A 24434-nucleotide genomic window follows, 5' to 3' on the forward strand; every position below is an offset into this window, starting at 1 on the left:
GGGCGGGGATCGAGCTCACCTGATGAAGTCTCCCGCATGGGTCACGAGATCGAGCACCGGCCCCGGTACGACGCCGAGCACCAGGGTGCCCGCGGCGCAGACGGCGATGGTCACCGTCGTCAGCGGGGACGCCGCGGTCACCGCGGCGACCTCGTCCTCCGGCTCCGAGAAGAACATCAGGCGGATGTGCCGGATGTAGAAGTAGACCGCCACGATGCTGGCCACGATCGCCACGGCGACGACCGGCCACGCGCCGGCCGACATCGCGACCGTGAAGACCGCCCACTTGCCGACGAAGCCCGCCGTCAGCGGGATGCCCGCCATGGAGAGCAGGAAGAACGCGAACGCCCCGGCCACCCACGGCGAGCGGCGGCCCAGGCCGGCCCAGCGCGGGAACGACGTCGCCTCGCCGCCGGAGTCGCGCACGAGCGTCACCACCGCGAAGGCGCCGACGGTCGCGAAGCCGTAGGTGGTGAGGTAGAAGAGCACGGCCTCCAGCGAGGTGACCTGGCCGTCCGCCAGCTCCCCGCTCGCCTGCGCGCCGAGGACGCCGGTGAGCAGGAACCCCGTGTGGGAGATGGCCGAGTAGGCGAGCATCCGCTTCACGTCGGTCTGCACGATGGCCAGCACGGCGCCGACGAGCATCGTGAGGATCGCGATGACCCACATCATCGGCTGCCAGGTCCAGCGGTCGGAGCCGAAGGCGACGTAGAACAGGCGCAGCAGTGCACCGAACGCCGCGACCTTCGTGCAGGCCGCCATGAACGCGGTGACCGCGGTCGGGGCGCCCTGGTAGACGTCGGGGGTCCAGCTGTGGAACGGCGCGGCGCCGACCTTGAAGAGCAGGCCCACGGCGAGCATGCCCATGCCGATCAGCAGCAGGGACTCGTTGCCGACGTCGTTGCGCACGGCCTCGTTGATCTCGGCGAGCTGCATCGAGCCGGCGAAGCCGTAGACGAGCGCGACGCCGTAGAGGAAGAAGCCGGAGGAGAACGCACCGAGCAGGAAGTACTTCAGCGCCGCCTCCTGGCTCAGCAGGCGACGACGTCGGGCGAGGCCGCAGAGCAGGTAGAGGGGCAGGGAGAGCACCTCGAGCGCGACGAACATCGTCAGCAGGTCGTTGGACGCCGGGAAGAGCATCATGCCGCCGACGGCGAACATCAGGAGCGGGTAGACCTCGGTGTGGTCCAGCCCGCGGGTCGACGCCTGGCGCTCGGCCTCGGTGCCGGGGAGCGCGGCGGCCTGGCCGGCGAAGGCCGAGACCCCGCCCTCGAGGCGGCGCTCGGCGAACAGGGCGACACCGGCGATCGCGAAGAGCAGGACCAGGCCCCACAGGTAGACCGTGGGCCCGTCGATGACGATCGTGCCGCTGGCGGCGAGCAGGCCGCGCGCCTCGCCGCTGCCGCGCTCGGTGAGGTCGGTGGCGACCCACACCGTCACGGCGAGGGCGGCGACCAGGCCGAGCCCGGCCACCACGACCTGCACCAGGTGGCGCCGGGCGCGCGGCAGGAAGCCCTCGACGATGACGCCGAGGCAGGCCGCTGCGAAGACGATGAGCATCGGGGAGAGCTCGAAGTACTGGAGCGTGGGCTTGACGAACTCCATCAGTGCTCGCCCCCTTCCTCGGTCGCGGCATGGTCCGGCACGGAGTCGGCCGGTACGTCGGGCTCGTCGTCGCTGACCCCCACGTGGGTGAGCAGCGTCTCGACGGTGGGGTTGGCCACGTCGAGCAGCGGCATCGGGTAGAAGCCGAACAGCACGAGCGCCAGCATCAGCGGGGCGACCGCGCCGACCTCACGCCGGTCCAGGTCGGGCGTGCCCTCGTGCTCGGGGAGCCCGGGGCCGGTGAAGACCCGCTGGTACATCCAGAGCACGTAGATCGCCGCCAGCACGATGCCGGTCACCGCGACGGCGCCGACGTACCAGGCGTAGTCGAAGGCCGAGAGCAGCACCAGGAACTCCGACACGAACGGGCTCAGGCCGGGGAGGCCGAGGGTCGCCAGGCCGGCGACCAGGAACAGCCCCGCCAGCACCGGGGTGACCTTCTCGAGGCCGCCCATCTGGCTGATCAGGCTGGTCCCGCGACGGCGGATCAGGTAGCCCGCGAGCAGGAACAGCGCGGCCGTCCCGAGCCCGTGGTTGACCATGTAGAGGATCGCGCCGGAGCCGCCCTGGGTGGTCATGGCGAAGACGCCGATGGTGATGAAGCCGAAGTGGCTCAGGGACGTGAGGCCGATCAGGCGAAGGACGTCGTCCTGGCCGATCGCGACGAGCGCGCCGTAGACGATCGAGATCAGGGCGAGCACCATCACCAGCGGCGTGGCCCACTGCGAGGCCTCGGGGAAGATCCCGAGGCAGAAGCGCAGCATGCCGAAGGTGCCGATCTTGTCGAGCACGCAGACCAGCAGCACGCTGACGCCGGGCGTCGCCTTCTCCGTGGTGTCGGCGAGCCAGGTGTGCACCGGGAACAGCGGCGCCTTGATCGCGAAGGCGATGAAGAAGCCGGCGAACAGCCAGCGTCCGGCCTCGGTGGAGATGTCGAGCTCGGTCAGGTCCGAGAGCAGGTACGACGGGCTGCCCTGCTGCGCGGAGACGACGTACAGGCCGATGACCGCGGCGAGCAGGATCAGGCCGCCCGCGAGCTGGAACATCAGGAACTTCACGGCCGCCGCACCCCGCCCGGCCCGGCCGTAGCCGCCGATCAGGAAGTAGGCCGGGATGAGCGTGGCCTCGAAGACGACGTAGAAGAGGAAGACGTCGGTCGCGCAGAACACCGCGAGCGAGAGGCCCTCGAGGGCCAGCGCCCACGCGAAGAACGCCCGGGTGTTCCCGTCGTCGCCGTCGAACCAGCCGGCCACCAGCACGATCGGCACGAGGACGACGGTCAGCAGGACCATCAGCAGGCCGAGCCCGTCGACGCCGAGGGCGTAGTGGACGCCGAACGCCTCGATCCAGCTGTGCTGCTCCTCGAGCTGCATGCCGCCGGAGTCGAGGTCGAACTGCAGGGCCACCGCGACCCCGAGCGCGAGCGTGAGCAGGGCGACGCCGACCGCGGCCGTCTTGGTGACGGCGGCGGGCGCGAAGCCCACGACCACCGCACCCACGAGGGGGGCGAGGATCAGCAGGGTGAGCCAGGGGAACTCGTTCATCCGAGGTTCACCGCCAGCAGGGCCAGGACGACGATGAGCACGCCGGCGAGGAGGGAGAGGGCATAGGAGCGCACGAAACCGTTCTGGATCTTCCGTAGCTGACCGCCGATCCCCGAGACCGCGGACGCGCCCCCGGTGAAGACGCCGTCGGCGCCGTGGCGGTCGAAGGTGAGCAGGCCGCTGACGAGGTGACGGCCCGGGGTGACCACCAGGCCCTCGTTGATCGCGTCGCCGTAGAGGTCGGCGCGCGCCGCGCGAGTGGCGAAGGAGACGTCCTCCGGCGGGGTCAGCGAGATCTCGCGACGGGCGACGAGGAACCACGCGGCGGCGACGCCGAGGGCCACGACGGCCACGACGATGCCGGTGATCGCCAGGGCGGGCAGCGGGGGCTCGTGGTGCTCGACGTGACCGACGACCGGGGTGAGCCACTCGACGATCCAGTCGCCGAGGAGCAGCACGCCCGCGAGGACGGAGAGCGCCGCGAGGACGATCAGCGGCACGGTCATCAGCGCCGGCGACTCGTGGGGGTGCACGTCCTCCTTCCACCGCTTGTTGGTGAAGAAGGTCATCAGCATCAGCCGGGTCATGTAGAAGCCGGTGATGCCGGCGCCGATGAGGGCGGCGATGCCGACCAGGAGGTTCTCGGTCAGCGCGACCTCGATGATCTTGTCCTTGGACCAGAACCCGGAGAACCCCGGGAACCCGATGATCGCGAGGTAGCCCATCGCGAACGTCAGGAAGGTCACCGGCATGGCGTGACGGACCGCGCCGTAGCGGCGCATGTCGACGTCGTCGTTCATGCCGTGCATGACCGAGCCGGCGCCGAGGAACATGTTGGCCTTGAAGAAGCCGTGCGTGAGCAGGTGGAAGATCGCGAACGCGTAGCCCGCGGTGCCGAGACCGGCGGCCAGCATCATGTAGCCGATCTGGCTCATGGTGGAGCCGGCCAGGGCCTTCTTGATGTCGTCCTTGGCGCAGCCGAGCACCGCACCCCACAGCAGCGTCACCGTGGCGACGATGACCACGACCGTCTGGGCCGCCGGAGCGAGCTCGAAGACGAAGTTGGAGCGGACGATGAGGTAGACGCCCGCGGTGACCATGGTGGCGGCGTGGATCAGGGCCGAGACCGGGGTCGGGCCCTCCATCGCGTCGAGCAGCCAGGCCTGCAGCGGGACCTGGGCGGACTTGCCGCACGCGCCGAGCAGGAGCAGCAGGCCGAGCGCGTTGAGCGTGGCCTCCGAGGCTCCCGACGAGGCGGCGCTGATGCCGCTGAAGCTGGTCGTGCCGAAGGTGACGAAGAACAGGAAGATCGCCAGGGCCATGCCCATGTCGCCCACGCGGTTCATCACGAACGCCTTCTTGGCGGCGGCCGCGGCGGTGGGCTTGTGCTGCCAGAAGCCGATCAGCAGGTACGACGCCAGGCCGACGCCCTCCCAGCCGAGGAAGAGCCCGACGTAGTTCTCCGCCATGACGAGCATGAGCATCGCGGCGACGAAGAGGTTGAGGTAGGCGAAGAAGCGGCGGCGGCGGGGGTCGTGCTCCATGTAGCCGATGGAGTAGACGTGGATCAGCGTGCCCACACCGGTGATCAGCAGCAGGAACAGCGACGACAGCGGGTCGTAGAGCAGGTCCATGCCGACCTCGAGCCCGCCGACGTGGATCCAGTTGTAGAGCTCCTGCGAGATCTGCCGCTCCCCCTCGCCCCGGTCCATCAGGGAGAGGAACATCAGCAGGCTGACGACGAAGGACCCGGCGGCGGTCGCGGTGCCGAGCAGGTGGCCCCACCGGTCGGTCAGGCGGCCGCCGAGCAGCAGCACGACGGCGCCGGCCAGCGGCAGCGCGATCACGAGCCACATCAGGGAGAAGATCCCGTCGGCGGAGGTGGGGTTCACCACCGGGATGTGGGCAGACTCAGTCAATAGGTGCATCTCGGACGTGGCCCTCTCAGAACTTCAGCAGGCTCGCGTCGTCGACCGAGGCCGAGCGACGCGTCCGGAAGATGGTCATGATGATCGCGAGCCCGACGACGACCTCGGCGGCGGCCACGACCATGACGAAGAACGCCGCGATCTGGCCGTCGAGGTTGCCGTGCTGCTTGGCGAACGTCACCAGCGCGAGGTTGCTGGCGTTGAGCATCAGCTCGACGCACATGAACACCACGATGGCGTTGCGCCGGGTCAGGACCCCGACGCACCCGATGCTGAACAGGATCGCCGACAGGACGATGTACTCGTTCACGGCTGCTCCTCCGTGTGGGCCGTGGCGCCGCTCTTGCCACTGGTCTCGGGCGTGGCGTCGGTCCGCGACTGGTCGTCGAGGCCGAGCGAGCGCTGGACCTCCTCGATGTCGTCGGCGAGCTCGGGCGCGCTGCGCACGGTGCCGCGCGCGGACAGCACCCGCGAGACCGAGGCCCGCGAGGCGGTGCCGTCGGGCAGCAGGGCCGGGGTGTCGACCGCGTTGTGCCGGGCGAAGACGCCCGGCGGCGGCAGCGGGCCGGGGTGGGTGCCCTTGTCGGCGTAGTCGCGCATGCGCTGCTGCGCCAGCTCGGCCTGGCCGGGCTTGGGCGTCAGGCGCTCGCGGTGGGCGAGCACCATGGCCCCGACGGCCGCGGTGATGAGCAGCGCGCTCGTGGCCTCGAAGGCGAAGACGTAGCGGGAGAACAGGATGTCGGCCAGGCCCTGGATGTTGCCCTCGGAGTTGGCCCGCTCCAGGCCGACCGTCGTGCCGAGCGTGATCTGGCCGAGGCCGACGACCAGCACCAGGCCGAGCAGCAGGCCGCCGAGGATCGCGAGCACCCGCTGGCCGCGGATGGTCTCCACGACCGAGTCGGAGGCGTCGACGCCGACGATCATCATCACGAAGAGGAACAGCATCAGGATGGCGCCGGTGTAGACGATGATCTGGACCGCGAAGAGGAACGGCGCCTCGAGCACGGCGTAGAGCACCGCGAGGCTGATCATCACGACGGCCAGGAGGAGCGCGGCGTGCACGGCCTTGCGCACGAAGAGGATCCCCAGGGCGGCGAGCACCATGACGGGGGCGAGCACCCAGAACGCGATCACGGGGCGGCCTCCCCGCGCGGCGCGGGCGCCGGCGCCGAGAACTCGCCGCGGTAGTAGGCGCCCTCGTCGTCGCCGAGGAGCATCGCGTGCGGCGGCTGCTCCATGCCCGGCAGCAGCGGCGCCAGCAGGTCGGACTTCTCGTAGATGAGGTCCTCGCGGTTGTCGTCGGCCAGCTCGTACTCGTTGGTCATCGTGAGGGCGCGCGTCGGGCAGGCCTCGATGCACAGCCCGCACAGGATGCAGCGCAGGTAGTTGATCTGGTAGACGCGGCCGTAGCGCTCACCCGGCGAGAAGCGGCCGTCCTCGGTGTTCTGGTCGCCCTCGACGTAGATGGCGTCGGCCGGGCAGGCCCACGCGCACAGCTCGCAGCCGATGCACTTCTCGAGGCCGTCGGGGTACCGGTTGAGCTGGTGCCGGCCGTGGAAGCGCGGCGCCGTGGGCATCTTCTCGAAGGGGTACTGCTCGGTGACGACCTTGCGGAACATGGTGCGGAAGGTCACGCCGAACCCCGCGATGGGGTCCCAGAACTGTTCCTTCACGCCGCGTGACTCAGCCATCTGCGTGTGCCTCCTTGCCCGCGCCGGCAGGGGCGGGGCTCGAGATCGGGGTGTCGAAGGTCAGCGGGGCCGCGGCACCGCGCACCGGGCCACCGGCCGGCATCGCCGGGACCGGGAAGCCGCCGGGGGTCGGCGCGGGGGCCGGCGCCTCGTCGGCGTCCTCGCGCTCCTCCCCGAAGAAGAACAGCAGCAGGAACGCGACCACGAGCACGCCGATGCCGATCAGGAGGTAGCGCCGGTCGATGCCGTCGCCGTCCAGGGAGATCGTGCGGATCGTCGCGACCGCGATGATCCAGACCAGCGCGATCGGGATGAGCCGCTTCCAGCCGAACGCCATGAACTGGTCGTAGCGCAGGCGGGGCAGCGAGCCGCGCAGCCAGATGAAGAAGAAGACGAAGAACAGCACCTTGCCGAAGAACCAGATCAGCGGCACGTAGCCCTCGTTGGCGCCCGCCCAGATCTCGTCGATCCAGAACGGCGCGTGCCAGCCGCCGAGGAACAGCGTCGTGGCCAGTGCGGAGACGGTCGCCATGTTGATGTACTCGGCGAGGAAGAACAGGGCGAACTTCAGCGAGGAGTACTCGGTGTGGAAGCCGCCCACGAGCTCGCCCTCGGCCTCGGGGAGGTCGAACGGCGCGCGGTTGGTCTCCCCCACCATCGCGATCACGTAGATCACGAACGACGGCACCAGGATCAGGCCGAACCACAGGTCGTCCTGGGCCTCCACGATCTCGGAGGTGGACATGGAGCCGGCGTAGAGGAACACCGCGACGAGCGCGAGGCCCATCGCGACCTCGTAGGAGATCATCTGCGCGCTCGAGCGCAGGCCGCCGAGCAGCGAGTAGGTCGAGCCGCTGGACCAGCCGCCGAGCACGATGCCGTAGATGCCCACCGAGGCGATGGCCATCACGAACAGCACGGCCACGGGCATGTCGGTGAGCTGGAGCGGGGTGGTGCGGTCGGTGAACGGGAGCCCGACGTTCTCGGGGCCGAACGGGATCACGCTGAACGTCACGAACGCCGGCACCACCGCGATGACGGGCGCCAGGAGGAAGACCACCTTGTCGGCGGCCTTGGGGATGATGTCCTCCTTCAGCGCCAGCTTCACGCCGTCCGCGAGGGACTGCAGGAGGCCGAAGGGGCCGTTGACGTTGGGGCCGATGCGGTGCTGCATCCGGGCCACGACCCGGCGCTCCCACCAGATGTTGAACAGGGTGAGCAGCACCAGCACGAGGAAGATCAGCACGGCCTTGACGATGACCAGCCACCACGGGTCCTTGCCGAAGGCGCTGAGGTCGTCGGCGGCGAGGACCGAGACGAGGGTCGGGCTCACGAGGGGTCTCCCTTCACGGTCACACGGGATCCGGGCGAGGCCACGTCGGCGAGCACGCCGCGGCCGAACGACCGGGCGGGCAGCCAGACCACGCCGTCGGCGAGGTCGTCGGCCACCACGGCCGGGAGCGTCACCGAGCCACGGTCGCCGGTGACGGTCACGGTCGGGCCGACGGCGTCGAGGACGGCACGGGAGACCCGGGCGACGGTGGGCCGGGCGGTGGCGGCGAGGTGCTTGTCGCCGTCCTGCATCGAGCCGTCGTCGATCATCTGCTTCCAGGTCGCGAGGGCCAGGCCCTCACCACTCCCGGCAGGTACGGCGGACACGGTCGGGGCGGCCGGGCGCTCGCCGTCCCAGGCACCCATCTCGATCATCCGGGCGCGCGCCTCGGGCACGGTGCGGAAGCCCAGCGGACTCCCGTGCCCGAGCTGGGCCAGCTCCTCGGCGATGCCGGCGAGGATGCGCAGGTCCGGCAGCGAGGCCGGGTTGGAGAGCACGGCCTCGAACGGCCGGGTGCGGCCCTCCCAGGTGACGAACGTGCCGGCCTTGTCGGTCACCGGGGCGACCGGGAACACGACGTCGGCGCCGCGGGTCACGTCGGTCTCGCGCAGCTCGACGGCCACGACGAAGCGGGCCGCCGCGAGCGCCGCGCGGGTGGCGGCGGGATCGGCGGTGTCGTCGGGGTCGATGCCGCCGATCACGACGCCGCCCAGCTCACCGGAGGCGAGCGCGGCCACGATGGCGGCGCCGTCGCGTCCCGCGACATCGGGCAGGGAGTCGACGCCCCAGGCGGCGGCGGCGTCGACGCGCGCGGAGGCGTCGGCGACGGGCCGACCGCCCGGCAGCAGGTTCGGCAGGCAGCCGGCCTCGACCGCACCGCGGTCACCGGCGCGACGGGGCACCCAGGCGAGCCGGGCACCGGACGTGGCCGCGAGGGCGGCGGCAGCGGACAGGGCGCCCGGCACCGAGGCCATCCGATCGCCGACGAGCACGACGCTGGAGGCGTCCACGCCGTGGTCGGCGTGGCCGAGCAGACCGTCGATCGCGGCGACCTCCTCGCCCGGGAGCGTGGCGATGAGGTGACCGCCCAGCTTCTCCAGACCACGGGAGCGGAAAGGCGCGACGGCGACGACGCGGGTGCCGTGCTTGGTGGCCTTGCGCAGGCGCAGGAAGATCGCGCCGGCCTCGTCCTCGGGCTCGAGGCCCACGAGGACGACGGTCGCGGCGCGCTCCAGGTCGGCGTACGTCACGGCACCGCCGCCGGGACCCGTGAGCACGACGCTGGAGGCCAGGAAGTCGGCCTCCTCGGCGGAGTGCGGGCGGGCGCGGAAGTCGATGTCGTTCGTGCCGAGCGCGACGCGGGCGAACGTGCTGTAGGCGAAGGCGTCCTCGACGGTGTGGCGACCGCCCATGAGCACCGCGGACGGACCGGCGTCGCGCAGCCCGCGGGCGGCGACGGCGAACGCCTCCGGCCACGAGGCCGGCCGCAGCGAGCCGTCCTCGTCACGGACCTGCGGGTAGGTGATCCGGTCGTCCTGGGTGGCGTAGTGGAACGCGAAGCGGTCCTTGTCGGTGATCCACTCCTCGTTGACCTCGGGGTCGTTGCCCGCGAGGCGGCGCATGACCTTGCCGCGTCGGTGGTCGACGCGGATGGCCGAGCCGCACGCGTCGTGCTCGCCGACCGAGGGCGAGGACACCAGGTCGAAGGGCCGCGAGCGGAAGCGGTACTCGGCGGAGGTCAGCGCGCCGACCGGGCAGATCTGGATCGTGTTGCCCGAGAAGTAGGACTGCAGCGGCTCCTTCTCGTAGATCCCGACCTGCTGGAGGGCGCCGCGCTCGATGAGCGCGATGAACGGGTCGCCGGCGATCTCCTCGGAGAAGCGCGTGCAGCGCGCGCAGAGCACGCAGCGCTCGCGGTCGAGGAGCACCTGCGCGGAGATGTTGATGGGCTTGGGGTAGGTGCGCTTGACGCCGCCCGAGGCGGAGAAGCGCGACTCGGCGCGGCCGTTGGACATCGCCTGGTTCTGCAGGGGGCACTCGCCGCCCTTGTCGCAGACGGGGCAGTCGAGCGGGTGGTTGATGAGCAGGAACTCCATGACGCCCTGCTGCGCCTTGTCGGCCACCTCGCTGGTGGCCTGGGTGTTGACGACCATGCCCTCGGCGACCGGGAGCGTGCAGGAGGCCTGCGGCTTGGGGAAGCCGCGGCCGTTGCCGGCGTCGGGGACGTCGACCAGGCACTGGCGGCAGGCGCCGACGGGCGCGAGCAGCGGGTGGTCGCAGAAGCGCGGGATCTGGACGCCCACCTGCTCGGCGGCCCGGATCACCAGGGTGTCCTTCGGGACGCTGACCTGGATGCCGTCGATGGTCACCGAGACCAGGTCGACGTCGGTCTTCTCGGGCGTGGTGGTCATGCGAGTGCCCCTTCGGCGGCGAAGGTGGTCGAGGCGGCCGGGTCGAACGGGCAGCCGCCGTGCTGGAGGTGGGCGAGGTACTCCTCGCGGAAGTGGGCGATGGAGCTCGAGATCGGGCTCGTCGCGCCGTCACCGAGGGCGCAGAACGACCGGCCCAGGATGTTGTCGCACTGGTCGAGCAGCAGGTCGAGGTCGGCCTCCGTGCCCTGGCCCCGCTCGAGCGCGGCCAGCGTCTGCACCAGCCACCACGTGCCCTCGCGGCACGGGGTGCACTTGCCGCAGGACTCGTGCTTGTAGAACTCCGTCCAGCGCAGGACGGCGCGCACCACGCAGGTCGTCTCGTCGAAGATCTGCAGCGCGCGGGTGCCGAGCATGGAGCCCACGGCGCCCACGCCCTCGAAGTCGAGCGGGACGTCGAGGTGGTCGGCGGTGAGCAGCGGGGTGCTGGAGCCGCCCGGCGTCCAGAACTTCAGCGAGTGGCCCTCGCGAACGCCGCCGGCGAGGTCGATGAGCTCGCGCAGCGTGATGCCGAGCGGGGCCTCGTACTGCCCGGGCCTCGTGACGTGGCCCGAGAGCGAGAAGATGCCGTAGCCCTTGGACTTCTCGGTGCCCATCGAGGCGAACCACTCGGCGCCGTGCTCCAGGATGCTGGGCACGGAGGCGATGGACTCGACGTTGTTGATGACTGTCGGGCTGGCGTAGAGGCCGGCGACGGCCGGGAACGGCGGACGCAGGCGGGGCTGGCCGCGGCGGCCCTCGAGGCCCTCGAGGAGGGCGGTCTCCTCGCCGCAGATGTAGGCGCCGGCGCCCGCGTGGACGACGAGGTCCAGGTCGTAGCCCGACCCGTGGATGTCCTTGCCGAGGTGGCCGGCGGCGTACGCCTCGGCGACGGCGGCCTGGACCCGGCGGATGACGTGGAGCACCTCGCCGCGGATGTAGATGAACGCGGTGTTGGCACGGATGGCGTAGGAGCTGATGATCACGCCCTCGACGAGGGTGTGGGGCGTCGCCATCATCAGCGGGATGTCCTTGCAGGTGCCCGGCTCGGACTCGTCGGCGTTGACGACGAGGTACTTGGGCTTGGGGTTGTCCTGCGGGATGAAGCTCCACTTCATGCCGGTCGGGAAGCCCGCGCCGCCGCGGCCGCGCAGCCCGGAGTCCTTGACCGCGGAGATGACGTCGTCCGGCGCCATCGCGAGCGCGTTCCTGAGCGCGCCGTAGCCGCCCTGGGCCTCGTACGCCGCCAGCGTCCAGCTGCGCTCGGAGCCCCAGTTGTCGGTGAGGACCGGGGTGAGGGTGCCCTTCACTGAACCAGTCACTGAGTCGCTCACTGGGCCTCGTCCTTGTCTGCGGCGGTCTCGCCGCTGGGGCTCTTGTCCTCGACGACGGCCTGCTCGGCCACCGTGTCGTCGCTCTCGGCGACGGCCTGCTCGCGCTGGGCCGGCTCCTCCGGGACCTCGCCGGCGGTCTCGCCCGCAGTGCCGTTCGAGGACGGGGCGGTCCAGCCACGCTCGCGGGCGATCTCGCGGCCGGCCAGGCTGGCCGGTCCGGCGGAGGGGCCCTCGTCGGCGCGGCCGTCGGGGAAGCCCGCGAGCACCCGCTCGGCCTCGCGCCAGGTGCCGAGGCGCGGCCCGCGCGTGGAGTGGACCTCGGCGCCGGAGCGCAGGTCGTCGACCAGCTGGGTGGCCGACTGCGGGGTCATGTTGTCCATGAACTCCCAGTTGACCATCATCACCGGCGCGTAGTCGCACGCCGCGTTGCACTCGATGTGCTCCAGGGTGATGCTGGCCTTGTCCTCGGGGCGTCGCTCGGTCGTCTCGTCGTTGCCGACGTCGAGGTGGCCCTTGAGGCGCTCGAAGATCAGGTCGCCGCCCATGACCGCGCAGAGCGTGTTGGTGCACACCCCGACGTGGTAGTCGCCGACCGGCTTGCGCTTGTACATCGTGTAGAACGTCGCCACGCCGCTGACCTCGGCCGCGGTGATGCCGAGGATCGCGGCGCACGCCTCGATGCCCTCCGGCGTCACCCGTCCCTCCACCGACTGCACGAGGTGCAGCATCGGCAGCAGGCCGGAGCGGGCCTCGGGGTAGCGGGCCGCGATCGCGCGCAGCTCGTCGTGCGTCTCTTGCGTCAGCGTCATCGGTCGACGCCTCCCATCACGGGGTCGATCGAGGCGATGGCGACGATGACGTCGGCGACCATGCCGCCCTCGCTCATCACGCTCGTGCCCTGCAGGTTGGTGAAGGACGGGTCGCGGTAGTGCACGCGGAACGGGCGGGTGCCACCGTCGGAGACGATGTGCGCGCCGAGCTCGCCGCGCGGCGACTCGATCGGGACGTAGGCCTGGCCGGGCGGGACCCGGAAGCCCTCGGTCACCAGCTTGAAGTGGTGGATCAGGCCCTCCATGGACTCGCCCATGATGTGGCGGATGTGGTCGAGGCTGTTGCCCATGCCGTCGCTGCCGATCGCGAGCTGGCTGGGCCAGGCGATCTTCTTGTCGGCGACCATCACCGGGGCGCCCTCGAGGCCGGCCAGGCGGTCGGCGGCCTGCTCGACGATCTTGAGCGACTCCCACATCTCGTTGAGCCGGATCCGGAAGCGCCCGTAGGAGTCGGCGGTGTCCCAGGTCTGGACGTCGAAGTCGTAGTCCTCGTAGCCGCAGTAGGGCTCGGTCTTGCGCAGGTCCCAGCCGTAGCCGGTGCTGCGCAGCACGGGGCCGGTGATGCCGAGCGCGAGCACGCCGTCGAGCTCGAGGTGGCCGACGCCCTCGAGGCGGGCCTTGAAGATCGGGTTGGCGTTGCACAGCGCGGCGTACTCGGGGAGGCGCTTCTTCATCAGGGCGATGAAGCCGCGGATCTCGTCGAGCGCGCCCGGGGGCAGGTCCTGCGCCACTCCGCCGGGGCGGATGAACGCGTGGTTCATGCGCAGGCCGGTGATCAGCTCGAACAGGTCGAGCACCAGCTCCCGCTCGCGGAAGCCGATGGTCATGACCGTGAGCGCGCCGATCTCCATGCCGCCGGTGGCGATGGCGACCAGGTGCGAGGAGATCCGGTTGAGCTCCATGAGCAGGACCCGCATGACGCTGGCCTTCTCGGGGATCTGGTCCTCGATGTCGAGCAGCCGCTCGACGCCCAGGCAGTACGTCGCCTCGTTGAAGAACGGGCTGAGGTAGTCCATGCGGGTGACGAACGTCGTGCCCTGCACCCAGGAGCGGTACTCCATGTTCTTCTCGATGCCGGTGTGGAGGTAGCCGATGCCGCAGCGGGCCTCGGTGACCGTCTCGCCCTCGAGCTCGAGGATCAGCCGGAGCACCCCGTGGGTGGAGGGGTGCTGGGGACCCATGTTGACGACGACGCGCTCGTCGGCCTCCTCGGCGAGGCCCTCGACGATCTGGTCCCAGTCCTGGCCCGTGACGGTGAAGACGCGGCCCTCGCTGGTGTCGCTGCTGCCGGCGTACATGTCCTGGTCGGTGGCCATCAGTTGTAGCTCCTGCGCTGGTCGGGCGGCGGGATGGTGCCGCCCTTGTACTCCACGGGAATGCCGCCCAGCGGGTAGTCCTTGCGCTGGGGGTGGCCCGGCCAGTCGTCGGGCATGAGGATGCGGGTGAGGGCCGGGTGGCCGTCGAACACGATCCCGAACATGTCGTAGGTCTCGCGCTCGTGCCAGTCGGTGGTGGGGTAGATGCCCACCAGCGAGGGGATGTGCGCGTCGCCGTCGGGGACGCTGACCTCGACCCTGACCCGACGGTTGTGCGTCATCGAGAGCAGGTGGTAGACGGCGTGCAGCTCGCGGCCGGCGTCGTCGGGGTAGTGCACCCCGCTGACGCCCGAGCAGAGCTCGAAGCGCAGCCGCGGGTCGTCGCGCAGGGTCTGCGCGACGTGCAGCAGCTGGTCGCGCTGCACGTGGAGGGTGAGCTCGCCGCGGTGGATCACGACGTGGCCGAGGTGGCCCTCGAGCGCGTCGGCGACCTCGTCGAACCAGCCGCCGTAGGGGCGCTGGGCCGGGCCGGGGAAGACGATCGGGGCGACCAGACCGCCGTACCCACTGGTGTCGGGGGTTCCGGAGGCGCCGAACATGCCGGTGCGGGCGCCGACCGCGGTGACCTCGCCCGGGGGCGCCGGGACGTTCTCCGGGGACTGCTCGACCGCGGGCTGCTCGGGCGGCTTCGGCTCGGGGACGACGTCCTTCTGGCCCTCGCTCATCGCAGCTGACCCCGCATCGCGGAGGTGGGCAGCGCGGTCAGCGCGGCGGTCTCGAGCGTCTCGATCTCCGCGAGGCGGTTGACGCCCAGCTTGGTGGCCTGCACCTGGTCGTGCAGCTTGAGGATCGCGTCGATCAGCATCTCCGGTCGCGGCGGGCAGCCGGGGAGGTACATGTCGACGGGGACGACGTGGTCGACGCCCTGCACGATGGCGTAGTTGTTGAACATGCCGCCGCTGCTGGCGCAGACGCCCATGGCGAGGACGTACTTGGGGCCGGGCATCTGGTCGTAGATCTGGCGCAGGACCGGTGCCATCTTCTGGCTCACGCGTCCCGCCACGATCATCAGGTCGGCCTGGCGCGGGCTGGCCCGGAAGACCTCCATGCCGAAGCGGGCCAGGTCGTACTTGGGGCCGCCGCTGGTCATCATCTCGATGGCGCAGCAGGCCAGCCCGAACGTCGCGGGCCAGAACGACGCCTTGCGCATGTAGCCGGCCACGCCCTCGACGGTCGTCAGCAGGACGCCGCTCGGAAGCTTCTCCTCGATACCCATCTAGTTACCTCCGGTTGAGGGCCGCGAGGCGCGTGCTCCGCCAAGGCGGAGGAGCGAAGGCGACCTGAAGAGCGAAGCGGTCGTCGAGTGACGACAACGCCGGCGGAGTGCGTGCATCGTGGCCCTCAATCCCACTCGAGTCCGCCGCGGCGCCATACGTAGGCGTAGGCGACGAACACGGTGGCGATGAAGACGACCATCTCGACCAGGCCGAAGAACCCCATCGCGTCGAAGCGCACGGCCCACGGGTAGAGGAAGATGATCTCGATGTCGAAGACGATGAACAGCATCGCGGTGATGTAGTACTTCACCGGGAACCGGCCGCCGCCGACTGGCTGGGGCGTCGGCTCGATGCCGCACTCGTAGGAGTCCAGGCGGGCCCGGTTGTAGCGCTTGGGTCCGACCACGGCACTCATGGCCACGGAGCCGATCGCGAACAGTGCCGCGAGGATGGCCAGCGCCAGTACCGGCGTGTAGAGCTCCATCCGCAGTCCTTCCCTGGTGCTGGCACGCCCGGATTGTGACTTTGTGAAGCGAATCACTAGGTGGCGCAGCCCACATCCTGCCACTCGCGGCGTCGCTCGTCACACCCAGGGGCGCCACCCCGACACCCCTTCTCACCTGGGCATTTAGCGCACGACAACGTTGCTTAATTGCCGGAGCGACGAACCCGCTGGTGAGGGGCCTGTGGGCACCGTCACGCAGCTTCCGGAGCCCGCTCGGGTCGGTCCCGTGCTAGGGCGAGCAGCGCTACCTGGTGGCGCGGTGCAGGGCGACGATGCCGCCCGAGAGGTTGCGCCACTCGGGCGAGCGCCAGCCGGCGGCCGCGACCTGGTCGGCGAGGCGGCGCTGGTCGGGCCAGGCCCGGATCGACTCCGCGAGGTAGACGTAGGCGTCGGGCGAGGACGAGACCGCACGGGCGATCGGCGGCAGCGCCCTCATGAGGTACTCGATGTAGACGGTGCGGAACGGCGCCCAGGTGGGGTGGCTGAACTCGCAGACCACGAGCCGCCCGCCGGGGCGGGTCACGCGCAGCATCTCGGCGAGGCCGGCGGTGGGGTCGACGATGTTGCGCAGCCCGAACGAGATCGTGACCGCGTCGAAGGTCGCGTCGGCGAACGGCAGCCGGGTGCCGTCGCCGGCCGTGAACGGCAGCGCGGGGCGGGCCCGCTTGCCCACCTGCAGCATGCCCAGCGAGAAGTCGCACGGCACCACGACGGCGCCGCGGTCGGCGAAGGGCTGGCTGGAGGTGCCGGTGCCGGCGGCGAGGTCGAGCACGCGCTCGCCCGGCTGCGGGTCGACGGCCTCGATCACGTCCCGGCGCCAGCGCCGGTCCTGGCCGAGGGAGAGCACGTCGTTGGTGACGTCGTAGCGGCGGGCGACCGCGTCGAACATCCGACGGACGTCGGTGGGTTGCTTGTCGAGCTCTGCACGGGCCACTCGCAGAGCGTACGGGTGCACGGGGTGTGCGCCGCAGCCGGTAACGGGTTGGTCACGACGGGAAGGTTCCGGGCCCGGCCCCGCAACCTCCTCGGCCCGAGCAGCGTCACCTGGGTACCACCACCTGCTCGAGAAGGAACCGCCATGCTGCTCGTCCGCCGCCTCGCGACGACCGTCGTCGTCGCCGCCCTGCTGTCCGGAGCCGCCCTGGGCGTGGGCTGGGCCACCCGATCGGCCGACGCCCCGCGCTCGACCCCCGCGCAGGGCGAGCGGCCCGGCACCGACCCCGGCGCGCAGCCCGGACGGCCCGGCGGCGTACCGACGCCGACGCCGGCCCCGTCGTCACCGGCGCCGGGTGCGGACGCCGACGCGTCGCCGTCCCCGGTGCCGACGCCCACCCCGACGCCGGAGACGCCGACCACCCCGGACTCCGCGCCGGCGCCGGCGCCCCAGCCGGAGCCGCAGCTCCGCCCGGGCCCGCGCCTGCTGGGCGACGGCGACCAGGGCGACGAGGTCCGCGACCTGCAGGCCCGGCTGCGCCAGATCGACTGGTTCGAGGCCGACGTCACCGGCTTCTACGGCGACGTCACCGCCACCGCCGTCCGCGGCTTCCAGGCCAAGCGCGAGATCCCCGCGACCGGGGAGGTCGACCGCCGCACCCTGGACCGGCTGCACGCGATGACCAGCTCGCCCACCGAGGCCGAGCTGACCAACCAGCTCGGCGGCAACAGCCCCGGCGCGCTCGACCCGCGCTGCCGCACCGGGCGCGCCCTGTGCATCGACAAGACCAGCAGCACGCTGCGATGGGTCGTCGACGGCCAGGTGCTCAAGACGGTCGACACCCGGTTCGGCGGGCCGGCCACCCCGACCCGCGAGGGCCGGTTCGCGGTCGACTCCAAGAGCCGCGACCACGTCTCGAGCCTGTACGAGACCTCGATGCCGTTCGCGATGTTCTTCTCGCGCGGCCAGGCCGTGCACTACTCACCGGACTTCGCGGCGGTCGGCTACGCCGGCGCCTCTCACGGCTGCGTCAACGTGCGCGACCACGACGCGATCGCCTGGCTCTACGACCAGGTGCGGGTGGGCGACACGGTGATCGTCTACCGCTCCTGAGCGGGCCGGCTCAGTCGGCGAGGCCCTCGAGGATCTCGACGGCCTCGTCGGCGTCCAGGCCGCGGCCGAAGAGCTGGTACGTCGCGCCGTCGGCGCCGAGCTGGCACTGCAGCGCCTGGGGCTGGTCCTGGTCGGCGGGGACGTCCTGCCCCTCGGGGACCGGCTGCTGGTAGTAGAGGGCGCAGACGCCGTCGCCGACCTTCACCAGGTCGCTGACGTTGCGCTCGAGGTCGACGAACGCGGGGTCGAAGGGCGGGCCGTTGGGCAGGAACGGGCCCGCGCCGGTCTCGACCACGGTGATCGTGGCCTGCCGCTGGAGCTGCTCGTCCTGGTAGGTGCGGACGGCGGCCGGCGCGTCGAAGAGCTCCTCGAGCTGCTCGGCTCCCGACTCGTTGACGCCGCGCTGGCGCTCGGCGAAGTCCTCCGCGCGGCCCTGCTGCTCGGCGTCGTCCTGGTCGCGCACCACGTCGGAGGCCCGCAGCCCTCCCGGCAGGGAGTCGGGCAGCGCGTCCGGCTCGCCGCCGCCGCTCTTGGGGAGGAGGACCGTGAACGCGAAGAGCAGGCCCAGGACGACGATGCCGCCGACGAGCCCGAGGACGAAGGGACGGGAGCCACGTGCGGAATCGGTCACGCGGTGACGTTACCCACGTCCGCCCCGGGCGGCGCCACCGCTGGGTAGGCTCGACGCCGTGACGAGTCCTGCGACCCCGAGCGGTCCCGCACCCTCGCTGGTCGCGCGCACCGTCGCCCTGGACCTGGCCGAGGCCGTCTCGCTCGTCTCCCTGCTCCCCGCGGACCACCCGGTTGCCTGGCTGCGCCGTGGCGACGGCCTGGTCGGCTGGGGCGAGGCCGCGGTGCTCCGCTCGAGCGGTCCCACCCGCTTCTCCGACGCCGACAAGTGGTGGCGCGAGACCATCGCCCGCGCCGACGTCGACGACTCCGTCGGCGAGCCGGGCACCGGCCCGGTCTGCTTCGGCTCCTTCGCCTTCGGCGACCTGCCCGGCGACTCGGTGCTCGTGCTCCCCGAGGTCGTCGTCGGTCGTCGCGGCGACCGCGCGTGGCTGACCACGATCTCGACCACCGGCTCCCCCGCCCCGACCCCGACGGTGGCCCCGGCCGAGGCGCCCCTCCCGCCGAGCGCGGTGAGCTTCGCCGACGGTGCGCTGAACGGCGAGCAGTGGATGTCGGTCGTGGCCGACGCCGTCGCCCGCATCAGCGCCGGCGACCTGGAGAAGGTCGTGCTCGCGCGCGACCTCGTCGTCCGGGCGGACGAGCGGATCGACGTGCGCTGGCCGGTGCACCGGCTCACCGAGTCCTACCCGATGTGCTGGACCTTCCACGTCGACGGGATGTTCGGCGCCACCCCCGAGATGCTGGTGCGGCGCGAGCGCGGCCTGGTCACCTCCCGGGTCCTCGCCGGCACCATCCGGCGCACCGGCGACGACGAGCGCGACCTCGCGCTCGCCGCCACGCTGGCCCGGTCGTCGAAGGACCTCGAGGAGCACGAGTACGCCGTCCGGTCGGTCGCCGACGCCCTCGAGCCGCACTGCTCGTCGATGAACGTGCCCGAGGCGCCGTTCGTCCTGCACCTGCCCAACGTCATGCACCTCGCCACCGACGTCAACGGCGTCGTCCACGACGCCGGCACCGTGTCGTCGCTGCAGCTCGCCGAGGCGCTCCACCCCTCGGCGGCCGTCGGCGGCACGCCGACCGTGGTCGCCACCGAGCTGATCGACGAGATCGAGGGCATGGCGCGCGGTCGCTACGCGGGTCCGGTGGGCTGGATGGACGCCAACGGCGACGGCGAGTGGGGCATCGCGCTGCGCTCCGCCGAGGTCGTCGGCGACACCGTGCGGCTCTTCGCCGGCTGCGGCATCGTGGCCGACTCCGACCCCGAGGCGGAGCTCGCCGAGGCGCAGGCCAAGTTCGTGCCCGTGCGCGACGCCCTCGCCGGGAGCTGAGCGGCTACAGGTCGGCGCCGTCGGCGAGCCGGACGAACTCCTGGCTGTCGCCGAGCAGGTTGCCCATGTGCTGCTCGACCATGCCGAGGCCGACCTCGGAGTAGACGCGGTCGTGGATCGCCAGGCTGCGCGGCGCGCCGACGGCCCGGACGAAGTCGACCGCCTCGCTGAGCTTGAGCCACGGCGCGGACGCCGGGGCGAGCAGCAGGTCGACCGCCGTGTCGGGCACGGTGAGCGCGTCGCCGGGGTGGAAGACGGTCGTGCCGTCCACGGTCAGGAGGTAGCCGCTGTTGTGGAAGCGCGGGTAGTCGTCGTGGATGACCGCGTGCAGCTCGCCGACGGCGCGCACGGGGACGCCCACGTCGAATTGGTCGTCCGGCGCCACGACCGTCAGCCGCTCGGCGACGTCGGGCGCGTCCTCGCGCAGCCGGGCCGCGACGGCGTCGATCGTGAAGACCGGTGCGTCACAGGCGCGCAGGTGGTCGGGGTGGTAGTGGTCGGGGTGCTCGTGGGTGATCAGCACCGCCGTCGCCCCCTCGACGGCCTCGGCGTCGGTGAAGACGCCGGGGTCCAGGACGACGACCGCACCGTCGTGCTCGATCCGCACGCACGCGTGCCCGAACTTCGTGATCCGCATGGCCCGACACTACCTATGCTCGGGGCGTGCCGAACGTTCACGACGTCTCCGTCCGCCTGGCCACCCCGGACGACGCGGAGGCCCTCGCCCACCTCCACGTCGACGTCTGGGACGACGCCTACACCGGGCTGATGCCCCAGCAGATCCTCGACGACCGTCGTACGGCGGTCGAGGAGCGCGTCGAGCGCTGGCGCACCATCCTCGAGGGCGACGGCGCCGGGCGGACCCGGCTGGCCGTCGGGCCCGACGGGCTGGTGGGCTTCGTGTCCGCGGGCCCGGGCCGCGACAACGACGTCGACACCGAGCTGGAGCTGTGGGCGCTCTACGTGCGCGCCGCCTGGTGGGGCACCGGGGTCGGCTACGTGCTCTTCGAGGAGGCGCTCGGCGACCGGGCGGCGTACCTGTGGGTGCTGGCGTCCAACGACCGCGCGATCCGCTTCTACGAGCGGCAGGGGTTCCGCCTCGACGGCACCGAGGACGAGCACGACGAGGGCCGGCACGTGCGGATGGTCCGCGCCGGCACCTGATCGACGATCACGCCGTGAGGTGGTGCACGTAGCACCACCGCCAGTCCTCGCCGGGCTCGGCGGACTCCATCACCGGGTGCGTGCTCTCGTGGAAGTGCTCGGTCGCGTGCTGACCGGGAGAGGAGTCGCAGCAGCCCACCTCGCCGCACGTGAGGCACTGGCGCAGCGCCACCCACCGGGTCCCGTCCTCCAGGCAGCGCCGGCAGACAGGGTCGGCGACGGTCTCGACCGTCGGGGCGGAGAGCAGGTGGTCGCACTGCTCGCCGGTACGCCGTCGGCGGCCCGTCACGGCCCGGATCTCCTGCCGCTGCTGGGTGGCGTTGTCGAGCATCGACTCCTCGACGTCGAGCATCGCCAGCACGTTGGCGACCACGTCGGAGGCCACCGTCCCCGAGGACCGGATCTCGAGGACCCGGCGCCTCTCGGCCTCGATCATGTCCAGGCGGATGCGGGCGTAGAGGTCGCTCGGGCTCTCCTCGTCCACCGTGGTGCCGAGCCGCTCCCAGGCGGCGAAGTTGCGCTGGTCGATGCGCTGGCGGATCAGGTCGACGACGCCGTGCGGGTCGTCGTACTCGAGCTCCTGGAGCTTGGCGAAGCCTGCCTTCGAGGCCTGCTGGAGCAGGGTCGCCCGGGCCAGCGCGTCGTCCATCGGGTCCGGCGCGGGCACCTCCAGCCGCCGGGCCAGCCAGGGCAGGGTCAGCCCCTGGATGAACAGGGTGCCGGCCACCACCGTGAACGCGATGAGCAGCAGCACCTCGCGGTGCTCGGTGTCGTCGGGGATCAGGAACGCCGCGGCGAGGGTGACCACCCCGCGCATGCCGGCCCAGCCGAGCACGAGCGTGAACGTCCAGGGCGGGACCTTGCCGGTGACCGGGTCGGCCCCGGGCCGCACGAGCAGGTAGCGGGTGACGAAGACCCAGACCATCCGCAGCGCGATGACCCCGGCGAGCGTGGCGGCGCAGACGGTGACGATCCGGCCGGCCGACAGCTCGCTGCGCTCGACGTCGCGGAAGAGCCACTCGGCCTGCAGGCCGATCAGCAGGAAGACGGCGTTCTCGAGCAGGAAGGCGATCGTGCGCCAGTTGACCCGCTCGGCGATGCGCGACTGCGCCGTCTGCACGATGGGCGCCTTGTGCCCGAGCAGCAGGCCGGCGATGACCACCGCGATCACGCCGGAGGCGTGGATCCGCTCGGCGATGACGAACGCCGCGAACGGCACGACCAGCGAGATGGCGGTGTCCATCAGGGGGTCGGTGATGCGCTTGCGCAGCATCGCGACGAGCAGGAAGAAGCCGACGCCGATGGCGACGCCGCCGCCAGCCGCGAGCAGGAAGTCCTCGCCGACCTTCATGGCCGTGATGCCCGTGCCGCCCGCCGCGATGGCCGTGCGCAGGGCCACCAGCGCCGTGGCGTCGTTGAGCAGCGACTCGCCCTCGAGGATCGTGACGATGCGGCGCGGCAGCCCGATCCGGCGGGCGATCGCCGTGGCGGCCACCGCGTCCGGCGGCGCCACGACCGCGCCGATCGCGAAGGCCGCGGCCCAGCCGATGCCGGGCACCAGGGCGTGCACCAGCGCGCCGATGCCCGCGGTCGTGAACACCACGAGGCCGACCGACAGCAGGAAGATGGTGCGCCGGTTGGCGTTGAAGTCGACCAGCGACGTCTGGATCGCGGTCGCGTAGAGCAGCGGCGGCAGCAGCCCCAGCAGGACCACCTCGGCCTCGAGGTGCACCTCGGGCATGCCCGGGACGTACGACGCCGCGACGCCGACCGCGATCAGGACCAGCGGCGGCGGCAGGTCGACCCGCTCGGCCAGGGCGGTGACGGCCAGGACCGCGACCGCGAGGGCCACGAGGAAGAACGCGATCTCCATGTCAGTCCCTCGGGCTCGTCACACCGTCGCCGGCCGGTCGGCGACCCGGGCTCTCGAGCTGCTCGACCCGCGCCCGGGCGTCGTCGGCGACGAGGACCCGCTGGTCCCCGACGAGGAGCCGGCGGTCGAGCTCCAGATCCTCGTGCGCACCAGGGGTCTGCGAGTCGACGGCCACCTCCCCAGCCTATCCGCCGGAGGGGCGCCCACCGCGGGGTGACCGCTGCTCAGATGGCCCGCGCGAGCGCCTCGTAGGCGGCGACGTAGTCCTGGTAGGGCAGCATCTCCATGATCCGGATCGCGCGGGCCGCCGTGCGCGCCCGGGGCACCTCGTCGAGCATCTCCACGACGTCGGCGTGGTAGCGCAGCAGGCGGTCGGCCAGGGACTGCACGGGCTCCAGGTCGAGGGAGCGCACGACGTCGTCGAAGTCGGACACGGCGTCGCGCAGCGCGCCGGCGGCCGCGACCACGCCGGCGCCGTCCCGGCTCTCGCTGGCGACGGCGTAGTCGGCGGTGAACGCGTCGAACGCCGAGCTCATGTCGCGCATGGCCGCGTCGTAGGCGGCGGCGTCGTCGGCACTGACGCTCGGCGCGTCCGAGGGGACCTGCAGGGCGGCCGCCGCACCCCGGGCCGGGTCGCCCTCCGCGCCGCCGGCGGCGTCGTCGCCACCGCCTCCGCCGCACGCCGCGAGGGTCAGCAGCAGGCACGCCGTGGCGGCGGACCGCACGGGACGAGCACGCATGTGGGCACCAGACTTCGAGAGAGGCTCGGGACCCCGAGAGCGCCCCACCCTAGCGACGTCCGCGGAGCTCGTGGGAGGGGGTGGCGCGGGCGGCGTGCGGCGGGCAGGTTTACCAGCATCTGCTGAAAACCCGGCGCCTCCGGGCCGGAACAACGGCCCAGAACCTCAGGGAAATGCCCAGAACCTCCTGCGCGACAGCTGCCGGTACGGTCGGCGCGTGCACCTGGTCCTCGTCCCCAGCCCCCTGCTCGGGCCGGCGACGTGGTCACCCGTGGTCGACCGGCTGCGCGAGCGCGGGCACGACGCCACCCACGTCCCCCTCGTACGACGCACGGTCGCCGGCGTGCTCGACGCCGTCGTGGGGGCCGCCGGCGGCGACGGCCCGGTGGTGCTCGTGCCCCACAGCAACGCGGGTCTCTACGCGCCCCGCCTCGGCGAGCTGGTCCACGTCTCCGCCACCGTCTACGTCGACGCCGCCCTGCCCACGGGGAGCCCGGACACCGCGCTGGCTCCGGCGGGGTTCCTGGACTTCCTGCGCGGCCTGGCCGACGACGACGGGCTGCTGCCGCCGTGGACGGCGTGGTGGGACGACACCGACGGCCTCTTCCCCGACGACGCCGCGCGCGCGGCCGTGGCGGCCGAGCAGCCGCGGCTGCCGCTGTCGTACTTCACCCAGCGGGTGCCGGTGCCGGCCGGCTGGGCGAACCGCCCGGCGGCGTACCTCGGCTTCGGGGACACCTACGCCGAGGAGCTGGCCTTCGCGCGCGGCCGGGGGTGGCCGGTGTCGACGATGCCCGGCGGCCACCTGCACGCCCTGCACGAGCCCGCGGCCGTGGCCGACGAGGTCCTGCGGCTGGCCCGGTCGCTGACCGCCTGAG

24 protein-coding genes are annotated in these 24434 nt (G+C 71.9%); 5 read left to right on the forward strand and 19 right to left on the reverse strand.

Annotated elements, in window-relative coordinates; all coding sequences use genetic code 11:
• Positions 1-15: 15 nt before the first annotated feature.
• From nuoN to IRQ30_RS10950, 15 genes are all read right to left on the reverse strand, one after another.
• The gene (gene nuoN / locus IRQ30_RS10880; protein WP_193612895.1) at positions 16-1605 is read right to left on the reverse strand and encodes an NADH-quinone oxidoreductase subunit NuoN; all 1590 of its coding nucleotides are present in this window, start codon (positions 1603-1605) and stop codon (positions 16-18) included.
• On the reverse strand, positions 1605-3149 hold the full coding sequence (locus IRQ30_RS10885; RefSeq protein WP_193612896.1) for an NADH-quinone oxidoreductase subunit M: 1545 nt from the start codon (positions 3147-3149) through the stop codon (positions 1605-1607). Before IRQ30_RS10885 ends, nuoN begins: the two co-directional genes overlap by 1 nt.
• Positions 3146-5077: an NADH-quinone oxidoreductase subunit L gene (nuoL, locus tag IRQ30_RS10890; protein ID WP_193612897.1), complete on the reverse strand. Its 1932-nt coding sequence runs from the start codon at positions 5075-5077 to the stop codon at positions 3146-3148. Before nuoL ends, IRQ30_RS10885 begins: the two co-directional genes overlap by 4 nt.
• 16 nt (positions 5078-5093) lie before the next feature.
• Positions 5094-5387 carry an NADH-quinone oxidoreductase subunit NuoK gene (gene nuoK, locus IRQ30_RS10895; RefSeq protein WP_134740130.1) on the reverse strand — a complete coding sequence of 98 codons (294 nt, stop codon included), beginning with the start codon at positions 5385-5387 and terminating at the stop codon, positions 5094-5096.
• On the reverse strand, positions 5384-6211 hold the full coding sequence (locus IRQ30_RS10900) for an NADH-quinone oxidoreductase subunit J (protein WP_193612898.1): 828 nt from the start codon (positions 6209-6211) through the stop codon (positions 5384-5386). The genes nuoK and IRQ30_RS10900 overlap by 4 nt, the downstream gene beginning before the upstream one ends.
• The gene (gene nuoI / locus IRQ30_RS10905; protein WP_193609479.1) at positions 6208-6768 is read right to left on the reverse strand and encodes an NADH-quinone oxidoreductase subunit NuoI; all 561 of its coding nucleotides are present in this window, start codon (positions 6766-6768) and stop codon (positions 6208-6210) included. Before nuoI ends, IRQ30_RS10900 begins: the two co-directional genes overlap by 4 nt.
• Positions 6761-8101 (reverse strand): NADH-quinone oxidoreductase subunit NuoH, encoded by a 1341-nt coding sequence (nuoH, locus tag IRQ30_RS10910; RefSeq protein WP_193612899.1) that lies wholly within the window; start codon positions 8099-8101, stop codon positions 6761-6763. Before nuoH ends, nuoI begins: the two co-directional genes overlap by 8 nt.
• Complete coding sequence (locus IRQ30_RS10915; RefSeq protein ID WP_193612900.1) at positions 8098-10512, reverse strand: NADH-quinone oxidoreductase subunit G; 2415 nt, start codon at positions 10510-10512, stop codon at positions 8098-8100. Before IRQ30_RS10915 ends, nuoH begins: the two co-directional genes overlap by 4 nt.
• Complete coding sequence (nuoF, locus tag IRQ30_RS10920) at positions 10509-11819, reverse strand: NADH-quinone oxidoreductase subunit NuoF (protein WP_193612901.1); 1311 nt, start codon at positions 11817-11819, stop codon at positions 10509-10511. The genes IRQ30_RS10915 and nuoF overlap by 4 nt, the downstream gene beginning before the upstream one ends.
• 20 nt (positions 11820-11839) lie before the next feature.
• On the reverse strand, positions 11840-12652 hold the full coding sequence (nuoE, locus tag IRQ30_RS10925) for an NADH-quinone oxidoreductase subunit NuoE (RefSeq protein ID WP_193612902.1): 813 nt from the start codon (positions 12650-12652) through the stop codon (positions 11840-11842).
• Complete coding sequence (locus tag IRQ30_RS10930; RefSeq protein ID WP_193609474.1) at positions 12649-13989, reverse strand: NADH-quinone oxidoreductase subunit D; 1341 nt, start codon at positions 13987-13989, stop codon at positions 12649-12651. Before IRQ30_RS10930 ends, nuoE begins: the two co-directional genes overlap by 4 nt.
• The gene (locus IRQ30_RS10935) at positions 13989-14714 is read right to left on the reverse strand and encodes an NADH-quinone oxidoreductase subunit C (protein WP_193612903.1); all 726 of its coding nucleotides are present in this window, start codon (positions 14712-14714) and stop codon (positions 13989-13991) included. Before IRQ30_RS10935 ends, IRQ30_RS10930 begins: the two co-directional genes overlap by 1 nt.
• Positions 14711-15265 carry a NuoB/complex I 20 kDa subunit family protein gene (locus IRQ30_RS10940; protein WP_134740138.1) on the reverse strand — a complete coding sequence of 185 codons (555 nt, stop codon included), beginning with the start codon at positions 15263-15265 and terminating at the stop codon, positions 14711-14713. Before IRQ30_RS10940 ends, IRQ30_RS10935 begins: the two co-directional genes overlap by 4 nt.
• A gap of 125 nt (positions 15266-15390) precedes the next feature.
• Positions 15391-15750, reverse strand: a complete 360-nt coding sequence (locus IRQ30_RS10945; RefSeq protein ID WP_134740139.1) for an NADH-quinone oxidoreductase subunit A — start codon at positions 15748-15750, stop codon at positions 15391-15393.
• A gap of 265 nt (positions 15751-16015) precedes the next feature.
• Positions 16016-16726 carry a demethylmenaquinone methyltransferase gene (locus IRQ30_RS10950; protein WP_420827605.1) on the reverse strand — a complete coding sequence of 237 codons (711 nt, stop codon included), beginning with the start codon at positions 16724-16726 and terminating at the stop codon, positions 16016-16018.
• A 123-nt stretch (positions 16727-16849) separates the two neighbouring features.
• On the opposite strand from IRQ30_RS10950, the gene IRQ30_RS23780 reads away from it, so the two are divergent.
• Complete coding sequence (locus IRQ30_RS23780) at positions 16850-17818, forward strand: L,D-transpeptidase family protein (protein ID WP_193612905.1); 969 nt, start codon at positions 16850-16852, stop codon at positions 17816-17818.
• A 10-nt stretch (positions 17819-17828) separates the two neighbouring features.
• Here IRQ30_RS23780 and IRQ30_RS10960 read toward each other — a convergent pair whose 3' ends face one another.
• Positions 17829-18449, reverse strand: coding sequence for a hypothetical protein (locus IRQ30_RS10960; RefSeq protein ID WP_193612906.1), 621 nt, complete (start codon positions 18447-18449; stop codon positions 17829-17831).
• A gap of 58 nt (positions 18450-18507) precedes the next feature.
• Here IRQ30_RS10960 and IRQ30_RS10965 point away from each other — a divergent pair, with 58 nt between their 5' ends.
• Positions 18508-19779 carry an isochorismate synthase gene (locus IRQ30_RS10965; protein ID WP_193612907.1) on the forward strand — a complete coding sequence of 424 codons (1272 nt, stop codon included), beginning with the start codon at positions 18508-18510 and terminating at the stop codon, positions 19777-19779.
• 4 nt (positions 19780-19783) lie between these two features.
• On the opposite strand, the gene IRQ30_RS10970 is transcribed toward IRQ30_RS10965, so the two are convergent.
• Complete coding sequence (locus IRQ30_RS10970) at positions 19784-20416, reverse strand: MBL fold metallo-hydrolase (protein WP_193612908.1); 633 nt, start codon at positions 20414-20416, stop codon at positions 19784-19786.
• Positions 20417-20442: 26 nt separating this feature from the next.
• Between IRQ30_RS10970 and IRQ30_RS10975 the strand changes: the two genes are divergently transcribed.
• Positions 20443-20943: a GNAT family N-acetyltransferase gene (locus IRQ30_RS10975; protein WP_193609467.1), complete on the forward strand. Its 501-nt coding sequence runs from the start codon at positions 20443-20445 to the stop codon at positions 20941-20943.
• A gap of 7 nt (positions 20944-20950) precedes the next feature.
• Here the strand turns inward: IRQ30_RS10975 and IRQ30_RS10980 are convergent, their stop codons facing one another.
• Positions 20951-22816, reverse strand: a complete 1866-nt coding sequence (locus IRQ30_RS10980; protein WP_193612909.1) for a Na+/H+ antiporter — start codon at positions 22814-22816, stop codon at positions 20951-20953.
• Between IRQ30_RS10980 and IRQ30_RS10985 the strand changes: the two genes are divergently transcribed.
• Positions 22815-23033, forward strand: coding sequence for a hypothetical protein (locus IRQ30_RS10985; RefSeq protein ID WP_193612910.1), 219 nt, complete (start codon positions 22815-22817; stop codon positions 23031-23033). The two genes, IRQ30_RS10980 and IRQ30_RS10985, sit on opposite strands and share 2 nt — an antisense overlap.
• A 7-nt stretch (positions 23034-23040) precedes the next feature.
• Here the strand turns inward: IRQ30_RS10985 and IRQ30_RS10990 are convergent, their stop codons facing one another.
• Entirely contained in the window at positions 23041-23556 is a 516-nt protein-coding gene (locus IRQ30_RS10990) for a hypothetical protein (RefSeq protein ID WP_193612911.1), read from the reverse strand.
• A gap of 217 nt (positions 23557-23773) precedes the next feature.
• On the opposite strand from IRQ30_RS10990, the gene IRQ30_RS10995 reads away from it, so the two are divergent.
• Positions 23774-24433 carry an alpha/beta fold hydrolase gene (locus IRQ30_RS10995; protein WP_193612912.1) on the forward strand — a complete coding sequence of 220 codons (660 nt, stop codon included), beginning with the start codon at positions 23774-23776 and terminating at the stop codon, positions 24431-24433.
• Position 24434: the final 1 nt, after the last annotated feature.

Origin of the sequence: Nocardioides lijunqiniae (assembly GCF_015024225.1) — a bacterium.
GTDB lineage: Bacteria > Actinomycetota > Actinomycetes > Propionibacteriales > Nocardioidaceae > Nocardioides > Nocardioides lijunqiniae.

What these genes read in the sequence shown, in the direction of transcription:
- IRQ30_RS10990 (WP_193612911.1), bottom strand. Translation starts at nt 23,556, where the DNA reads ATGCGTGCTCGTCCCGTGCGGTCCGCCGCCACGGCGTGCCTGCTGCTG.
- nuoL (WP_193612897.1), bottom strand. Translation starts at nt 5,077, where the DNA reads ATGCACCTATTGACTGAGTCTGCCCACATCCCGGTGGTGAACCCCACC.
- IRQ30_RS10930 (WP_193609474.1), bottom strand. Translation starts at nt 13,989, where the DNA reads ATGGCCACCGACCAGGACATGTACGCCGGCAGCAGCGACACCAGCGAG.
- nuoI (WP_193609479.1), bottom strand. Translation starts at nt 6,768, where the DNA reads ATGGCTGAGTCACGCGGCGTGAAGGAACAGTTCTGGGACCCCATCGCG.
- IRQ30_RS23780 (WP_193612905.1), top strand. Translation starts at nt 16,850, where the DNA reads ATGCTGCTCGTCCGCCGCCTCGCGACGACCGTCGTCGTCGCCGCCCTG.
- IRQ30_RS10985 (WP_193612910.1), top strand. Translation starts at nt 22,815, where the DNA reads ATGTCAGTCCCTCGGGCTCGTCACACCGTCGCCGGCCGGTCGGCGACC.
- IRQ30_RS10970 (WP_193612908.1), bottom strand. Translation starts at nt 20,416, where the DNA reads ATGCGGATCACGAAGTTCGGGCACGCGTGCGTGCGGATCGAGCACGAC.
- IRQ30_RS10980 (WP_193612909.1), bottom strand. Translation starts at nt 22,816, where the DNA reads ATGGAGATCGCGTTCTTCCTCGTGGCCCTCGCGGTCGCGGTCCTGGCC.
- nuoN (WP_193612895.1), bottom strand. Translation starts at nt 1,605, where the DNA reads ATGGAGTTCGTCAAGCCCACGCTCCAGTACTTCGAGCTCTCCCCGATG.
- IRQ30_RS10885 (WP_193612896.1), bottom strand. Translation starts at nt 3,149, where the DNA reads ATGAACGAGTTCCCCTGGCTCACCCTGCTGATCCTCGCCCCCCTCGTG.
- IRQ30_RS10945 (WP_134740139.1), bottom strand. Translation starts at nt 15,750, where the DNA reads ATGGAGCTCTACACGCCGGTACTGGCGCTGGCCATCCTCGCGGCACTG.
- IRQ30_RS10935 (WP_193612903.1), bottom strand. Translation starts at nt 14,714, where the DNA reads ATGAGCGAGGGCCAGAAGGACGTCGTCCCCGAGCCGAAGCCGCCCGAG.
- IRQ30_RS10940 (WP_134740138.1), bottom strand. Translation starts at nt 15,265, where the DNA reads ATGGGTATCGAGGAGAAGCTTCCGAGCGGCGTCCTGCTGACGACCGTC.
- IRQ30_RS10915 (WP_193612900.1), bottom strand. Translation starts at nt 10,512, where the DNA reads ATGACCACCACGCCCGAGAAGACCGACGTCGACCTGGTCTCGGTGACC.
- nuoE (WP_193612902.1), bottom strand. Translation starts at nt 12,652, where the DNA reads ATGACGCTGACGCAAGAGACGCACGACGAGCTGCGCGCGATCGCGGCC.